This is a genomic window from Acinetobacter sp. ACIN00229, from assembly GCF_016106645.1.
Lineage (GTDB): Bacteria > Pseudomonadota > Gammaproteobacteria > Pseudomonadales > Moraxellaceae > Acinetobacter > Acinetobacter oleivorans.
This window is the reverse complement of record NZ_JADWOM010000003.1, coordinates 199,395-215,614: the sequence shown is the minus strand read 5'-3', so window position 1 is coordinate 215,614 and position 16,220 is coordinate 199,395. Positions and strand designations below refer to the sequence as shown.

The following is a 16,220-nucleotide window of genomic DNA, read 5'->3' as shown; positions in this document are numbered from 1 at the left end:
TATAACGCACGATATTTTGAAAATTTTTAATACTGATTAGGTGATGTTATGTCTACATCGGATGCACAGCATTCAGCAGATTTAAATGCACAAACAGTTTCAGCAATCGCCAATCTTGCTCGATTGTCGCTCAATGATACGCAATCTGCTGAATATGCTCAAAGTCTAAATAAAATTTTAGGCATGATGGAAACCTTAAAAGGCATTGATACGGAAGGCGTAGAACCTTTGAAAAGCCCTTTTGACAATCCTCAACCTTTACGTGCTGATGTGGTAACGGAAAGCAATCATCGAGATGAATACCAAGCAGTTGCACCTGCAACTCAAGATGGTTTGTATCTTGTTCCTCGCGTGATTGAATAACTTTTACTCAATTAACCCATCTTCCCTATTTTGAATGTAAAGAAATTTTACTCATGACTGATTTACATCGCTTATCAATTCGTGAACTTGCTGAGGGCTTAAGCCAAGCGAAGTTTTCATCTCGCGAACTGACTGAACATTATTTGCAACGTATTGCTAAAATTGACCCACTGGTAAAAAGCTATGTGACGGTTACACCTGAACAGGCGCTCGCGGAAGCTGACGCTGCGGATGCTGCTTTAAAAGCAGGTAATGCAACTGCTCTAACGGGTATTCCACTTGCTCATAAAGATATTTTTTGTACCAAAGGCATTAAAACAACTGCTGGTTCAAAAATTCTTGATAACTTCATCTCTCCTTACGATGCAACTGTTGTTGAAAAAACTAAAGCTGCTGGTCTTGTCACTTTAGGTAAAGTGAACATGGACGAGTTTGCAATGGGTTCAACTTCAGAAAGCTCATATGTTGGCGCAACAAGTAACCCATGGGCGCTTGACCATGTTCCTGGTGGTTCATCAGGTGGTTCTGCTGCGGCTGTAGCGGCTGATTTAGCGCCTTTCGCTACGGGTACAGATACAGGTGGTTCAATTCGCCAACCTGCTTCTTTCTGTGGCTTAACAGGCTTAAAACCAACCTATGGTCGTGTATCTCGCTTCGGTATCATTGCTTACGCATCATCTTTAGACCAAGCAGGTCCAATGGCACGCTCTGCTGAAGACTGTGCGTACCTGATGAATGTAATTGCAGGTCACGATACAAAAGACTCGACTTCGGTTAAAAAAGAAGTTGATGACTACGTTGCGAACTTAAATGGCACATCTGTAAAAGGCTTACGTATTGGTATTCCTAAACAGTACTTTAACGTTGCAGGCTTAGATGCAGACGTAAAAGCACGTGTCGAAGAATCATTGAAAAAGCTTGAAGAAATGGGTGCAACGCTTGTTGAGATTGACCTCAACATGACTGAAGCCTATGTACCAACGTATTACCTCATCGCGCCTGCGGAAGCATCATCTAACTTGTCTCGTTACGATGGCGTTCGTTATGGCTACCGCTGTGAAAACCCAGCTGACTTGATGGATCTTTACAAGCGTTCACGTTCAGAAGGTTTTGGTCCAGAAGTTCAACGCCGTATCTTAATTGGTACCTATGCACTCTCTGCGGGTTATTACGATGCTTACTATGTGAAAGCTCAAAAAGTACGTCGTTTAATTCAACAAGACTTCTTAAAAGCATTTGAAAATGTAGACGTGATTGCTGCCCCTTCTGCACCAACAACTGCTTATAAAATTGGTGCGAACTTAAGTCCAACTGAAATGTATTTAGGCGATATCTATACACTTGCAGTGAACTTAGCAGGCTTACCAGCGATTAATGCTCCTGTTGGTTTTGATAAAGACAGCTTACCCGTAGGCTTACAATTAATTGGTAACTACTGGTCAGAATCACAATTGTTGTCGATTGTTCATCAATACCAACAAAACACCGATTTCCATACTCAACGTGCGGCAATTGCTGAGGAGAATGCATAATGGCTGAAGCTCAAAAGTTGAAATTGATTGACGGTTGGGAAGTCGTTATTGGTATCGAGATTCACACTCAGCTTGCAACCAATTCTAAAATTTTCTCAGGTTCATCGACTGAATTTGGTCAAGACCCAAATACACAAGCGAGCCTTGTCGACTTAGCAATGCCAGGTGTACTCCCTGTTTTGAATGAAAAAGTGGTTGATCTTGCTATCCGCTTTGGTTTGGGTATCGATGCATACATCGACCAAGCCTCTGTGTTTGCACGTAAAAACTACTTCTACCCAGACTCTCCAAAAGGCTACCAAATTAGCCAAATGGATAATCCAATTGTTGGCTTGGGTCATATCGACATTCAACTTGAAGATGGCACAACAAAACGCATTGGTGTAACTCGTGCTCACCTTGAAGAAGATGCGGGTAAATCTATTCATGACCAATTTGAAGGCATGTCTGGGATTGACTTAAACCGTGCTGGTACACCTTTACTTGAAATCGTTTCTGAGCCAGACATGCGCTCAGTTGAAGAAGCAGTGGCATATATCAAATCAATTCACACCCTTGTGCGGTGGTTAGGTATTTCCGACGGTAACATGGCTGAAGGTTCATTCCGTGCGGACTGTAACGTATCTTTACGTCGTCCGGGTCAACCGTTTGGTACGCGCTGTGAGCTTAAAAACCTCAACTCATTCCGTTTCATTGAACAAGCGATCAATGTTGAAATTGAACGCCAAATGGAAATTTTGGAATACGGTGGAAGTATTGACCAAGAAACTCGTTTGTTCGATCCAAACAAAATGGAAACGCGTTCAATGCGCTCTAAAGAAGAAGCGAACGATTACCGCTACTTCCCAGATCCAGACTTGTTACCAGTGATTATTGCAGATGAGCAAATCGAAGCTGCTCGCGCTGCACTTCCAGAGTTGCCTGCTGCACGCCGCGCACGCTTTATCGCAGACTTTGGTGTAACTGAATACGATGCACATGTACTTACGCTCTCACGCGAAATGGCAGACTTCTATGAGGCTGTTGTGGCTGCTGCGGGCGGTGCTGCGCAAGGTAAAGTATCTGCAAACTGGGTAATGGGCGAATTCTCAGGCGCATTAAACAAAGCGGGCCTAGATTTGGCTGACTCACCTGTTTCTGCTGAACAGCTTGGCGGCATGATTGCACGTATTATTGACAACACCATTAGCGGTAAAATTGCTAAACAAGTCTTTGGCTTTATGTGGGAATCGGAAGGTAAATCTGCCGATGAAATCATTGCTGAAAAAGGCTTAAAGCAAGAAACCGACACAGGTGCAATTGAAGCAATCATTAAAGAAGTACTTGCAGCTAATGAAAAAATGGTTGAAGAGTATAAGTCTGGTAAAGAAAAAGCCTTTAACGGTCTTGTTGGTCAAGTCATGAAGGCTTCTAAGGGTAAAGCCAACCCTGCTCAAGTAAATGAATTAATGAAAAAATTAATTGGTTAATTTGACTAGCCAACTCAACAAAAAGCCTCGATTTATCGGGGCTTTTTTATATCCATCTAAAGCATCCTTCGACTAAAGAATGCACTTTTTTCCTAAAGAATTACTCAGTGACTGTGCTAATTTAAATTAAGAATTTAGATAACTTATATTTTAAAAAGAGAGATTAATCATGTCTAAAAAGATTTTAATGTTAGTCGGTGACTATACCGAAGACTATGAAACTATGGTTCCTTTTCAGTTCTTAACTGGTTTAGGTTATACCGTGCATGCTGTTTGCCCGAATAAAAAGAACGGCGATCATATTGCAACCGCTATTCATGATTTTGAAGGCGAACAAACTTATAGCGAAAAACGAGGCCACAACTTTGCAATTAACTATGATTTTGATGCCGTTAATACCGAAGACTATCTAGGCCTAGTCATTCCGGGTGGTCGTGCACCCGAATATTTACGTATGAATGATCGCGTTGTCGAAATTGTACGTGAATTCGATAGAGTGAAAAAACCAATTGCAGCCGTATGCCATGGCGCTCAGTTACTCGCAGCGGCAGATGTATTACAAGGTCGCCTCTGCTCAGCTTATCCAGCATGTGCTGCCGAAGTAAAATTGGCAGGTGGACAATACGCAGATATTGCTGTGACTGAAGCAGTTACAGATGGTCATTTGGTGACTGCCCCAGCTTGGCCTGCACATCCAGCTTGGTTAGCACAATTTGTAAAAGTTTTAGGCGCTAAGATTACGATCTAAATAGACCTCTTCATCCTAATTAAAATAAAGCCTGCTGATTAAATAGCAGGCTTTATTACTAAAATAGAAAAAAGATTTTTTATCTTGTGATTCCCAACTTATTCCAAATCTCTGGTGTTAAAAACGTAGTCACTAATTTATTTAAATCGATATAGCGCAATGTGCCCTGCAGTTGCTGTTTAACTGCGGGATCTTTAACAATATCTTCACCAGCACTTTGGCCTAACTGCTGGAAAGCTTCTCCAACCGCCTTAACACCTTCAGCCTGAATCACAGCTTTAGTTTGGGTAGAACATTGCTCCACAATCACACGTTGTAAAACCTGCGCCAGTTTCTGATCTAACTGATCCTTTTGCTCAGGCGTTACATTACTAAATGCTTTTAAATCAGGATGGGCAGCTAAAGCCGTAAATGTCCATTGAAGCACCGTGGTCTTGTCTGAAGCCGTTGTAGCCTTAACTAAACAGTCACTTAACTGATCAACCGTTGGACCAGCCATCGTAATTTGGGTTGTACCCAGTACAGCAGCTGCCATACAAACTGAACGGCTCAAATGTGAAAACTTACGGCGAGCAATCGCATAAACTTGACGTGACATGGGTCTAGCTCCAATAAACAATCTGTTCTTTGTATCACAGAGCTAGTGGTGTTACCTGTTATGACTCTGTAAATCGTCTATTTCTTCAAATTTAACAACTACTTTAATAATTAGCCCATTCCCGCATAATTCCATGCTTCTGGAATATTGGGCTGTTCTGGTGCTTTATTTAAATCAATATTTAAGTTTCTACTGCCGTTATATGATTTCTCACTTGAATCTGAGGCAGGTGATACGCTTAAACTATAACGATAGCGAAATTGCCACAACATAGGTTTAATCGGACGAATATCTAGATTAAGACTATCTTCATCATGACAATTTCCTTTAGAACTCTCATAATCTTGCTCAGAAAAACATGCTCTAATCATCCGACTAAAACTAAATGGATAGTTCGCAATAAATTGATGTGTCGTTCCAGAATCTTTTAACTCATAAAAGCTAACCCGTTCAATTCCAGCCCCACCACCCGAATACATTTCAGAAAGCTGATCAATTATTGCAATTGCATAACGATTTTGGGTCATGGGAAAAAGCTTAGGAAAGATAAACTGTCCATCAGATGTACCCTCCTTTTGAGTAGAGAGATTTACATGCCACTGTTTCGATAGTTTGAGTCCCTTTGCAGAGTCGTTAAATTGAATAATATCTCCACCTGACAAAAGCCATAACTGCCGATCTGCTGTTTTTAAAACCCGCCATTGATCCGGATGCTCGCAAAGCTTTTTAACTTGTATGCAAAGTTGCGCCTGCTCATTCTGACTTAATTGTGTTTTTTTAAACTCTAAAATACTTAAGGGCGCAGCAAAAGCAGGCTTGGCAAAACAAGCAAACATTCCTGCTATAACCAAGAAAGCTATCTCTATTTTACTTTTAATCATTTTTTTATTTTCCTAATGATATTTCTTTTCAACAAATTAGCTATTTTACAATAGCTTCAATTCGATCAAGCTCCCACACCCCACCTGCTGCCAAGCCTTTGCACATCCCTGTCCACATATCTTTTGTGTGTACAAAACTCTTGCCGTCCCATACCCATTCTTCACTTGCCCAACAATCGCCGATGCCTCTTCCTTTTTGAGCACTACTAATAATACCGCTATCGAAATCAGAAGCTGTTTCTGTCACAAACGTTGCTTTACCAGTCAAAGACTCATCGAGCACCCATGCCCCATACCCTTCGTTATAAGCCCCTCTCCAACACAATGTAGTCGCCAAAACTTTCTTATTGGTTAGTTTATATAGCTCGATTTCTTGTGGTTCAGCTCCATCACTATTACCGCCATAAATTCCTTCACAAAAGTCTTCTTTAGGATTCTGATTAGCTGCCATCAAGCTACGGTGTATTGTTTGATACTTCTTGCTTTTCGGTTGTAGCGTTAAATAAGGTTTAGCTGTCGTTTTAATGCGTTTAACAAGTAGTTTTGACTCAGGCATAAGTACTTTAGCTTCATTGGCACTGCCCTTTTTAACTAAAGCACCAACAGTTCCAATACGCTTCTGAAAATCATCCATTTTTAATAGCACAGCGGTCATTCCTGCATCAGAAATTTTCCATTCATGCTGTGCATTTTTAAATACAATTTCAGTTTTCTGTTTAGACTGCTGTAGTACAGCGTTGACTTGTGAATTATTCAATTTCCCCATCAATGGCAAATCGGTACCATCTATAGTTACAGTGCCTAAATCTTTGCCATTTACATAAAAATGAATATTTTTAAGCTGATTCGCTGGCATGCTTTGTTCATAGTCAGACAAAGCAAACTCAGCTTGCACAGCTTGTTTTGGCCCTGCTTTACGTATCAATAAAAGCGATGCCGGATTATCGCCATTTTCTTCATTTTGATAGCCTGCGGCTTTACATGTACCCGTATTGCTACAAGAGATTTCCCATTCTTGGTGTGAAAATGAAATACCTTTTATGTCTTGAGCAAAACCATAAGAACTGATGACTGATAAACAGCAAATTGAAAGGATTTTTTTCATTTTTTCATGTCTCTGCTGGTCTGTTTTATTATGAAGTTAAAAACAGTTTTAAATTTTGAATTGCCTTATAGTTTAAAAGAATATGTTAGATTTATATAAGATTTAAATTGATTACTTTCTAAAAATGAAAAAATTAAATTTTCTATTATGCACAGCATTGGTCAGTCTAATTTCAACTGCTTATGCAGAAGTAAAAAGCTTTACTCCCCATTTCCCAAAGTTTTATAGCTCTGCTGCAACCCGCAAAGCAGATAATCAGTTCTACGCCCTAGGAGAAGCAAAGTTTTTAAACGGCGTTACAGTGCCGTTTTATGGTGTTACAGCACAAAGCCCGACAGAGAATGGCTTACTTAAAGACTTTGAAACTTGTACACCTAAAAGCTGCCATTTTAATTTTAAACTCGATGCTCAGCATGCAAAACAACTCAAGCTTCTTGCATTACCTGAATCAGGTTTAGTACTCGTTCCAAGAAATTGGCAAGATGTGCAAGCAAATGCAGGCGCTAACAGGACGGGTTTTGCTCTAATAATGAGTAAAGATCAAAAACAAGCAATAGAACTCTATGATTCTTCATTTTGCGTTGGTTGTGGGCTACCAAATGCAACGCTCTATTTCCCAGAATTGTTAAAAGAAAGTCTTGAAAATGAATTCGGTGGCTATAAAGACCCTAAAAAACTCATCAATATTGTTCATCCTTCTAAAAAAGTGGCTTTTTTTAGTTATCAAATTCCACAAGTGAACAATAAAACGCATGGTATTGCTAAATATGATGATGAAGACACTTTTAACTATAAAGAGATTCAAGTCACCTTAGATAAATCTCAACAGTCTTTAGTAGGACCTATCCTTAATTTTTATAATACAACCCATTAATCCAATGCTTATAAAAAACCCGCTTTCGCGGGCTTTCTTTTATTTATGCAATGTTGATTCAAAAGCTTTTAAACGCTTGTAAATCGAAAGTAATTCAATAATTGTTGGCCAAGACGTAATAAGATATTGAAACGACTTACGAACCTGTTGGAAAACATTAAGAATTTGCATCATAACACCTAAAGTAACAACACCTGCAGCAATTGAAGGTGCTAATATAAAAATGCCATAAAGATTATCTAATTGAAGGTACCATATACGAACTAAATTAAAATAAGCATAATGAAAATACAATCTAAAGTAGTTTAGCCTAACCTTACCGAATAATTCCTTTAGTGTTATCGGATCAGCCCTATCTGAATAATCTTCCCCATATACTAACTCTTTACGATATGCCGCTTCGACTTTTTGATTATTAAACTCTAATCCTGGTAGTTTATATCCAACTAACATGAGTATGACTGTTCCTAAAACAGCCCAACCAATTGCAGCAATCATTAAAGCATGAGGAATTTCTCCTACAACAGGTAAAACTTTTATATGCGACGATAATTGCAAAAGAATTGGTAAGAAGGCAATTAAAGTCATAATTGCTTCGATAAAACTAACACCTAAACTTTCTGAAGTTTTAGCAAAACGCATTGTATCTTCTTGTACACGCTGAGAAGCCCCTTCAATAAGTCGCAATTTAGCCCAGTATTGAGTATAAAATTCATTCATTGCTGTTCGCCATCTAAAAATATAATGGCTTACAAAAAATAAATTTATGACCCCTATTGTTACATAAACCATTGCAATATATATGAACGTCAGCATTTCAGTATATAACTGAGCAACCTCTCCACCACCACTTGATACCATTTTTTGAATCAAATTATAAAATGGTTGATACCAAGCATTTATTACTACATCAACTTGAACACTGAACCAGATATTAAATAAAATAAATGCTGAACCCCAGATAGACCATCGCTGCCATGGATTATTGGAAATAATTTTCCAAAAACCAGCAAAAAGTGTTGTGGAGACTAAAAACCAAAGATAGAACCACAAAAAAGCAGGTGACCAGAAGCGACTTACCCCTATAGGTGACTCAGCATCTGCATAACCATGAGGAAAGCCTACATACTGCCCCCAGTGTTCTCCCCCTGTATACCAGAGCACCATATTTAGCGCGAGCCAAATAACTACAGATATAAAAAAATACCGTGGAGACGGAAAAAATGATTTGAACATTGAGCGTGGATATCCTTATATTTCTTCAAATTTACAATGGAAGGAATACTAAAACCTAAACCTTAAAATTGTGAAGGGCAAAGTTTAGAGAATTGTCAATTTTTCCGGTTTCATTGAAGGATTTGATCGTTTTTTTGTAAATTCATCCCTTTTTGGCAATTTAATCCATTTAAATTACCTTGTATATGACTCTTGATAGAGCCATATACGGCTTTTATAACACAGCAATATCAGAGATTAAATCTCTTCTTTACGAACAATATAGCCTTCCAACTGCATTGCCTGAATCAGCAAATCTAGATCTGAAGCGCTTTTAAGCTCAACGTCAACACTCACGGCGCTTTCTTTGGCACGGCTTGTTGCTGCAAAGCGCTCATGACGTAGTTCATAAATATTACCGCCTTGCTCAGCAATGATTGCTGTTAAACGGGCTAAAGCACCTGGGTTATCTGGTAATTCAACACGAATACGAACCATACGCCCTGTACGCGTTAAATGACGTTGCAATACAGAGACCATAACGCGTGTATCAATATTGCCACCAGAAAGCACTACACCAAGCTTATGACCTAAAAATAGATCAGGACGAGACATAATTGCAGCAATACCTGTCGCACCGGCCCCTTCACATACTGTTTTCTCAATATTGAGTAACAGCGCAATTGCCTCTTCAATCATGTCTTCAGTAACAACAACAATGTCATCAACATATTCTTTAGCAACTTGAGTTGTAAGCTCACCCGGAGTTTTTACTGCAATACCTTCTGCAACTGTAGAGCCCATTGAAACAGCATGCTGATAATTGCACAGAAGTTTCGCCATACTTGGATATACAACCGATTGCACCCCAATCACTTTAATTTTGGGATTGATAGCTTTAGCAGCAATCGCAATACCAGAAATTAGACCACCACCACCAATTGGCACAACTAAAATGTCTAGTTCAGGCACCGCTGCAAGCATTTCAAGCGCAATGGTTCCTTGACCTGCAATAATTTCTGCATCGTCAAATGGATGAATAATTGTTAAAGATTCTTCTTGTGCAACACGATGCATTTCAGCAGCAGCTTCTGAAAAGTCTTGTCCGTGCAAAATAACGCGTGCCCCATATTCACGCACTCGCTGTACTTTTACATTAGGTGTAGATTTAGGCATCACAATGGTCGCTGTTACGCCTGTACGTTGAGCATGATACGCTACGCCTTGCGCATGATTGCCTGCCGAAGCGGCAATAACACCATGTTGTTTTTCTTGGTCAGATAAACACAACAGTTTATTCAGTGCACCCCGTTCCTTAAAAGAAGCTGTAAATTGTAAGTTTTCAAATTTCAGCCACATCTCAGCCCCTAAGGTTTTAGAAATGGTTTCTGAGAAAACAAAAGGAGTTTTTACGACTAAACCTTCTAAACGCTCTGCGGCAGCATGAACATCATCTAATGTTGGAAACCCATTTTTAACCTGTTGCTGTATCATTTATCTAGTCAGCCTCAATACATTACAAATCAATTATTTTTTAAAAATGACATCAATATTTTATATTGGTCATCAGAGTTTTCAGCATATCCAACATATACCTAATATACAAAAATTTTTATTCCAAAAATTAAGGATTTAAATTCACATAAAAAAAGCCCTATTCAGGCTTTTTAATTAATTTTCAAATAATTAACATCAAATTATTGAGTTTGTGCACTTAACCCTTCAGTAGACATATTCTGTTCAGCTATTTTTTCATCAATAGCAAACTGAATATCAGAAAGTTTGGCATTGGCTGCATCGATGCCAGATTTCATGGTAGCTTCACGACCTTTCACATCAAAAATATGCGCTTTTTCTCTTAAATCTGGCTGAATAACAACATCCGCATATTGTAATTCTTCTGCCGCCAAACGACCTTGCATAATATTAATATTCTGGTTAAACAGTCCCCAGACATTCGATGTTTCTGTATAAATAGGCTGAGCTAAAATATCAACGGCAATAATCACATCAGCACCTAAGTCACGTGCAACCTCAACTGGTACAGGACTGACCAAGCCACCATCTACATATTCAGATTTACCAATTTTAGTGGGTACAAACATACTTGGAATCGAAGCAGATGCTCTTACGGCCTGCCCAGTATTACCATAGTTAAATACGGTTTTAGTGCCATGCTTTAATTCGGTTGCAACCACATACATTGGGATTTTCATTTTTTCGAGTGGGACATTATTTACTTGCTGGTTAACGTAGTTTTCTACTTTTTTACCATCAAAAAAACCTTTTAGTCCGATACTAATATCACGCACATCACCAGCTTTCATTTTTAAAGCAGTATCACGTAATTGAGCAGGACTTTTGCCACTGGCATAAAGTGCTCCAACAATACTACCCGCACTGGTACCTACAATAAAATCGGGTCGGATACCATGTTGCTCCAAAACCTCAATGACACCGATATGAGCATAACCTCGTGCTCCACCACTACCCAATACGAGTGCAACGATAGGACGTTTTTGCTGTTTTTTAATTCGTGCAAATGGCTGATCAACAGAGCGAGCATACGCCTCTGCTGTTGGTGATTTTAGCGCAGCAGATAAGTGTGTAGTGGTCTGGCATCCTGCCAACACCATAGAGAGTCCGAGAACCCACAATTTAAGCTGTTTCATGGCCTATCTTCGCACTATGAGGTTTAAGTTCGGATTGCAATTTTAGTTGCTAGTCTCGTTAAAAGCTGTATTGAATTTATTTAATTTGTCATGTTTAAAATTTAGACTCAAGTATTTTATTTATCCCCCTTATGAAAAAGGCCCCTTATTTATAAGAGGCCTTTTGTAACTTACCAGATATCTGAATCAACTTTTTTCTTCAATTCCGGATATTTATCAATTTTAAACTCAGGCTCTTTAATGCCTTTTTTCAATTGTTCACGGTAATCTTTCAACAATGTGCGTGCCATCGGTGTTAACAGTAAAATTGCAATCAAGTTAATGGTTGCCATGATACCCATAAACAAGTCAGCCATAGACCAAACGAGTGGAACACTACCAATTGCACCGAAGTACACCATCACCAATACAAAAATACGGAAGATGAACATGACTTTCGGGTTGTTATTAATAAACTGCACATTACCTTCTGCATAGGCATAGTTACCTAATACAGCTGAATAACAGAACAAGAATAATAGAACAGCAAGGAAGTCCGATCCCCAATGCCCAACTTGAGTTTCTAAAGCACGTTGAGTTAATTCAACACCAACAAAACCTGCATCTTGGTAAACACCAGAAACCAAAATAATGATTGCAGTACTTGTACATACAATGAAAGTATCTACAAATACACCGAGCATTTGTACCAAACCTTGGTTTACAGGATGTTTTACATCAGACGCAGCCGCTGCGTTTGGTGCAGAACCCATACCAGCTTCGTTAGAGAACAAGCCACGCTTAATCCCTTGCATCATTGCCATTGACACTGCTGCACCAAAGAAACCACCTGCTGCAGAATTAAAATTGAAAGCTTCAGTCACAATCAGCTTTAAAATATCAGGTAAAATCGCATAGTTACTGATTGCAATATAGAGAGCAACAGATAGGTAAAGACCTGCTTTTAAAGGTACAAACATCTCTGCAAATTTAGCGATACGCTTGATACCACCAAAAATTGCCAATGCAACCATAACAACAAGCGCAATACCAACCCATGAAATTTCTAGATCAACGCCACCTAAATGAGCAATAACATTGGCTTTATCCCAACCCCAAGCATGTGAAGATGCATTAGCAATCGCGTTGATTTGAACTGAGTTAAATACGAAACCGTAGGTAAAGATCAATGCAAGTGCGAAGACCACACCAAAGGTTTTACTGCGCAAACCTTGAGTAATATAGTAGGCTGGTCCACCACGGAACTGTTTACTCTTACTATCTCTAACTTTAAATAGCTGAGCAAGCGTAGACTCAATAAAAGCAGAGCTCATACCAAGAACAGCAGTTACCCACATCCAGAAAACTGCACCAGGACCGCCAATTGCGATAGCAATTGCTACACCAGCAATATTACCTACCCCAACACGGCTCGCAAGGCCAGTTACAAACGCCTGAAAAGGTGTAAGACCATGCTCATCTTCCCCTTCTGTACGACTACTTTTCATCACTCGGATACTTTGCAAGAACATGCGAATTTGCACAGCTCCTGTTAAGACCGTATAAAAAATACCTACAGCTAGCAAGAAAATAACCAAAAAGTCCCATAAAGGGTCATTAAAAAATTTTACCCACGACATCAGTGTGGCATTGAGTTGTTCATTCATACTCGGTCCGCTTACGTTCCTTGCTAATGTGCTAAAAGCACATGCCAAAATACTGCAATAAACAAAAAAGCCCCTAGAAACCGGGACTTTTCAGTAAATTCAAGAAAAAACTTTTAATGTCAATTGAATAGCAATTACCGTCACAAGTTTAAGCAACATCATGCCCAACACTAAGCCTTTGAAGGTTGCATGAGAGAAAGCGACCTTCAGATAAAATAATATCATTGCGCTACTGAACTTTTCCGCTTTCGGAAAAACAGTATGCATCGACTCAGCTACAAACTTGGAAACTAACAAATGACCACCGCTAAATAAACTCGTCTAATGATTCCCATCAGTTAAGCGAGTTTTACAAAATCTGGATTTAAGCCAATAAGCATATTTACATATACTTTTGAACAAATGTCTAAACTGGATATAAATTTCAAAGACTGTAACGAGCCATCGCCATAACGCGATTATCTGCGCCCTTTTCTTCATGATCAAAGAAGAGTGCGTTTAGACCTGTACTAAGCTGTTGTATTTTTTGTGGCTCAGTAGCTGCTTGAGTTACGTTCATTTTCATGGTTGCAATGGTAATCGCCAATCCTTGTTTCATGAACTGCTTGTTGATGAGTGGTAAACTCATGTAAAGCTCCTATACCTCGTGTATTTCTCCATTTCTGCATCTAAATCCTTTTTGTAAAAGAATTTTGTTTGCAGCCAGCATTTCCTAACGTGAGTATGGAGAAATCATACCTGCGTAAAAAAGTCGGTATTATGCAGAAATTTAAAGTTTTGTGTATATTTTTCATTAAAATTTTATATAAAAAATGGTCATATTTTATATAAAACTATCCGTTTTGTACTGTTTTTAAACATATTATACCTTTATTTCAATTGAATATTTTTCACCCACTCACTGTTATGCTTTTATTTTTATAACCGACAAAATCACCCTATTTTGTCTATTTAAATCTAAAGTGGCATATTCGAATTATAATTAATCAGACAATATGTCTAGACTAATTAAATTATCATACCTGTAAGGATATCTCTTTTCTAATATTTTTTGCTTATAAATGAAGTACTTTCAAAATATGAAAGTAAGCTTCAAAAAGTATGAAATATTTAAGAAAAAGATGTAGGAGTACTCATGAATCTGGAACAAGTTCGTCTCGTTGATGAAGCTATCACTTCTCGACATTCTGTCCGCGCTTTTTTAAATACTCCAATTGAGTCAGAAGTCATTAAAGATATATTACAAGTCGCAAGTCGAGCTCCTTCTGGAACAAATACTCAACCATGGAAAGTCTATGTGGTAACAGGCAATAAGCGTGATGAAATGGTAGAGCGTGTTTGTGCAGCACAAATTGAAGTTTCAAAAAACCCAGAACTTGCAGAAAAATATAAAGAAACCTTTGCCTATTATCCTGAGAAATGGATATCGCCGTTTATTGATCGCCGCCGTGAAAATGGTTGGGGACTCTATGGTCTACTCGAAATCAAAAAAGGCGAAAAAGAAAAAATGGCGGAACAGCAGTTACGTAATTTTAAACTATTCGATGCTCCAGTCGGCCTGTTCTTCACTGTAAATAAAACAATGGGAATCGGGTCTAAAATGGATATCGCAATGATGATCCAGAACGTGATGGTTGCTGCTAAGGCACGTGGTTTAGATACATGCCCACAAGCAGCTTGGAACCATTTTCACCCTGTTGTTTTAGATATCTTGGATGCATCAGATGAAGAAGAGCTCGTATGTGCAATTGCGTTAGGTCATGCTGATCCCAACCACATTGTAAATACCTTTATTACCCCTAGAGAACCAGTTGAAAATTTCGCAGTTTTTCTAGACGAATAATATATAAGTAGCCATTCTCTTAAAACTATGAGAATGGCTTTATTGTTACCTGTTTCGTCGCTTTTAATACGACAATAAAACCGCTTAGTGTAAATAACACCATTATCACGCCCATATTGAGCGATGCAGACCAAATAAGGAAATTAAGTAATACACCACCTAAAAGACCGCAAGCGAATTGCATACTTCCCATGATTGCACTCGCTGTACCTGCGCGAGCGCCTTGTTTGGACATTGCCAACGCCATTGCATTTGGTCCTGTTAAACCAATGCCTGAAATCGCTAAAAATAGCCCTAACATTACAAGCCATAAAGGTGCCGCAGGAATTAAACCAGCAATTAATACAATGCTTGCCCCTGTCACTTGTACCATTGAACCAGCTCTTAAACGTTTAGTGATTTCAACACGTGTTGTTAAGTGCTTATTTAAAGATGACATCAACATAATGCCAAAAGCATTTAGTCCAAATACATAAGCAAACTCTTGTTGATTGAGTCCGTACTGGTCCATGAAAACTGCTGGTGCCGAGCTGATATAACAAAATAGCGCTGCTCCTGTTAAACACCCTGCAAACATAGGTAAACGGAAGCTCGTATCTTTGAAAATAGCCCCATAGAGAGTCACTACTTGATATGGTGAAAGCTTAAGCCTTTTATCAGTTGCCAAGGTCTCTTTAAAGAAGAAATGTACACACAACCAACATATGACACCGACAATTGAAAGGGCAATAAAAATAGCTTGCCAAGGAAACCAGATTAAAATCCATGCTCCAATCATAGGTGCCAAAATTGGTGCAAGTCCCATTACAATCATCATGCTTGAAAAAGCTTGTGCCGAGCCTTGAACGTCTAATTTATCGCGTATTGCTGCACGAGCCATGACCACGCCCACACAGCCACCTAAAGCTTGCAAAATACGAGCAGCAATCAAGCCCCATTCATTTGTCGCCAATACGCAAAATAAGCTTGCGACTGCGTAAAGTGCGAGGCCAAAATAAAGTGGTTTTTTTCTACCAATACGGTCGCTTAGAGGACCATAAACCAACTGCCCAACAGCTAAACCAAAAAAGTACGCTGGTAATGTATTTGCCACCATTTGCGTACTTACCCCAAAATCATGAGCCATTTGTGGCAAAGCAGGTAAGTACATATCGATGGATAATGGCCCTAAAGCCGTAAGCAAAGCGAGCAGCATAATCCAGCCAATAGAGTATTGACGCTGGGCTGTTTGTTCAGACATAACGATATTTCATTTTTCAATCATTTGCATACAG

General features: G+C 39.0%; 16 protein-coding genes. 6 read left to right on the top strand and 10 right to left on the bottom strand.

What is annotated here, in order from left to right:
* Nucleotides 1-48 precede the first annotated feature (48 nt).
* The 4 genes from gatC (at nt 49) to I7H67_RS03880 (ending at nt 4,112) form a co-directional block, all read left to right on the top strand.
* A complete protein-coding gene (gene gatC / locus I7H67_RS03895) occupies nt 49-363 on the top strand; it encodes an Asp-tRNA(Asn)/Glu-tRNA(Gln) amidotransferase subunit GatC (RefSeq protein WP_000107699.1) in 315 nt (104 codons plus the stop codon).
* Nucleotides 364-416: 53 nt separating this feature from the next.
* On the top strand, nt 417-1,895 hold the full coding sequence (gene gatA, locus I7H67_RS03890; RefSeq protein ID WP_198307124.1) for an Asp-tRNA(Asn)/Glu-tRNA(Gln) amidotransferase subunit GatA: 1,479 nt from the start codon (nt 417-419) through the stop codon (nt 1,893-1,895).
* Nucleotides 1,895-3,364, top strand: coding sequence for an Asp-tRNA(Asn)/Glu-tRNA(Gln) amidotransferase subunit GatB (gene gatB / locus I7H67_RS03885; RefSeq protein ID WP_151822737.1), 1,470 nt, complete (start codon nt 1,895-1,897; stop codon nt 3,362-3,364). Before gatA ends, gatB begins: the two co-directional genes overlap by 1 nt.
* 169 nt (nt 3,365-3,533) lie before the next feature.
* Entirely contained in the window at nt 3,534-4,112 is a 579-nt protein-coding gene (locus I7H67_RS03880; RefSeq protein WP_198307123.1) for a DJ-1/PfpI family protein, read from the top strand.
* 79 nt (nt 4,113-4,191) lie between these two features.
* Here the strand turns inward: I7H67_RS03880 and I7H67_RS03875 are convergent, their stop codons facing one another.
* From I7H67_RS03875 to I7H67_RS03865, 3 genes are all read right to left on the bottom strand, one after another.
* Nucleotides 4,192-4,710, bottom strand: coding sequence for a hypothetical protein (locus I7H67_RS03875; protein ID WP_198307122.1), 519 nt, complete (start codon nt 4,708-4,710; stop codon nt 4,192-4,194).
* Between the two features lie 110 nt (nt 4,711-4,820).
* On the bottom strand, nt 4,821-5,591 hold the full coding sequence (locus tag I7H67_RS03870) for a hypothetical protein (protein WP_198307121.1): 771 nt from the start codon (nt 5,589-5,591) through the stop codon (nt 4,821-4,823).
* A gap of 40 nt (nt 5,592-5,631) precedes the next feature.
* Nucleotides 5,632-6,696: a DUF1176 domain-containing protein gene (locus tag I7H67_RS03865; RefSeq protein ID WP_198307120.1), complete on the bottom strand. Its 1,065-nt coding sequence runs from the start codon at nt 6,694-6,696 to the stop codon at nt 5,632-5,634.
* A gap of 124 nt (nt 6,697-6,820) precedes the next feature.
* Between I7H67_RS03865 and I7H67_RS03860 the strand changes: the two genes are divergently transcribed.
* On the top strand, nt 6,821-7,570 hold the full coding sequence (locus I7H67_RS03860; protein ID WP_198307119.1) for a DUF4850 domain-containing protein: 750 nt from the start codon (nt 6,821-6,823) through the stop codon (nt 7,568-7,570).
* A 39-nt stretch (nt 7,571-7,609) separates the two neighbouring features.
* Here I7H67_RS03860 and sbmA read toward each other — a convergent pair whose 3' ends face one another.
* The 6 genes from sbmA to I7H67_RS03830 all read right to left on the bottom strand — a co-directional run bounded on the left by sbmA (nt 7,610) and on the right by I7H67_RS03830 (nt 13,731).
* On the bottom strand, nt 7,610-8,806 hold the full coding sequence (sbmA, locus tag I7H67_RS03855; protein ID WP_198307118.1) for a peptide antibiotic transporter SbmA: 1,197 nt from the start codon (nt 8,804-8,806) through the stop codon (nt 7,610-7,612).
* 237 nt (nt 8,807-9,043) lie between these two features.
* Nucleotides 9,044-10,279 (bottom strand): threonine ammonia-lyase, encoded by a 1,236-nt coding sequence (locus tag I7H67_RS03850; RefSeq protein ID WP_004789305.1) that lies wholly within the window; start codon nt 10,277-10,279, stop codon nt 9,044-9,046.
* 203 nt (nt 10,280-10,482) lie between these two features.
* On the bottom strand, nt 10,483-11,457 hold the full coding sequence (locus I7H67_RS03845; protein ID WP_198307117.1) for a patatin-like phospholipase family protein: 975 nt from the start codon (nt 11,455-11,457) through the stop codon (nt 10,483-10,485).
* Nucleotides 11,458-11,627: 170 nt separating this feature from the next.
* Nucleotides 11,628-13,103: an alanine/glycine:cation symporter family protein gene (locus tag I7H67_RS03840; protein ID WP_005309848.1), complete on the bottom strand. Its 1,476-nt coding sequence runs from the start codon at nt 13,101-13,103 to the stop codon at nt 11,628-11,630.
* Between the two features lie 99 nt (nt 13,104-13,202).
* Entirely contained in the window at nt 13,203-13,370 is a 168-nt protein-coding gene (locus tag I7H67_RS03835; RefSeq protein ID WP_116772752.1) for a hypothetical protein, read from the bottom strand.
* Nucleotides 13,371-13,527: 157 nt separating this feature from the next.
* The gene (locus tag I7H67_RS03830) at nt 13,528-13,731 is read right to left on the bottom strand and encodes a hypothetical protein (RefSeq protein ID WP_151767610.1); all 204 of its coding nucleotides are present in this window, start codon (nt 13,729-13,731) and stop codon (nt 13,528-13,530) included.
* Nucleotides 13,732-14,238: 507 nt separating this feature from the next.
* Between I7H67_RS03830 and I7H67_RS03825 the strand changes: the two genes are divergently transcribed.
* Entirely contained in the window at nt 14,239-14,946 is a 708-nt protein-coding gene (locus tag I7H67_RS03825) for a nitroreductase (RefSeq protein ID WP_198307116.1), read from the top strand.
* Between the two features lie 25 nt (nt 14,947-14,971).
* Here the strand turns inward: I7H67_RS03825 and I7H67_RS03820 are convergent, their stop codons facing one another.
* The gene (locus I7H67_RS03820) at nt 14,972-16,186 is read right to left on the bottom strand and encodes a multidrug effflux MFS transporter (protein ID WP_198307115.1); all 1,215 of its coding nucleotides are present in this window, start codon (nt 16,184-16,186) and stop codon (nt 14,972-14,974) included.
* Nucleotides 16,187-16,220 lie beyond the last annotated feature (34 nt).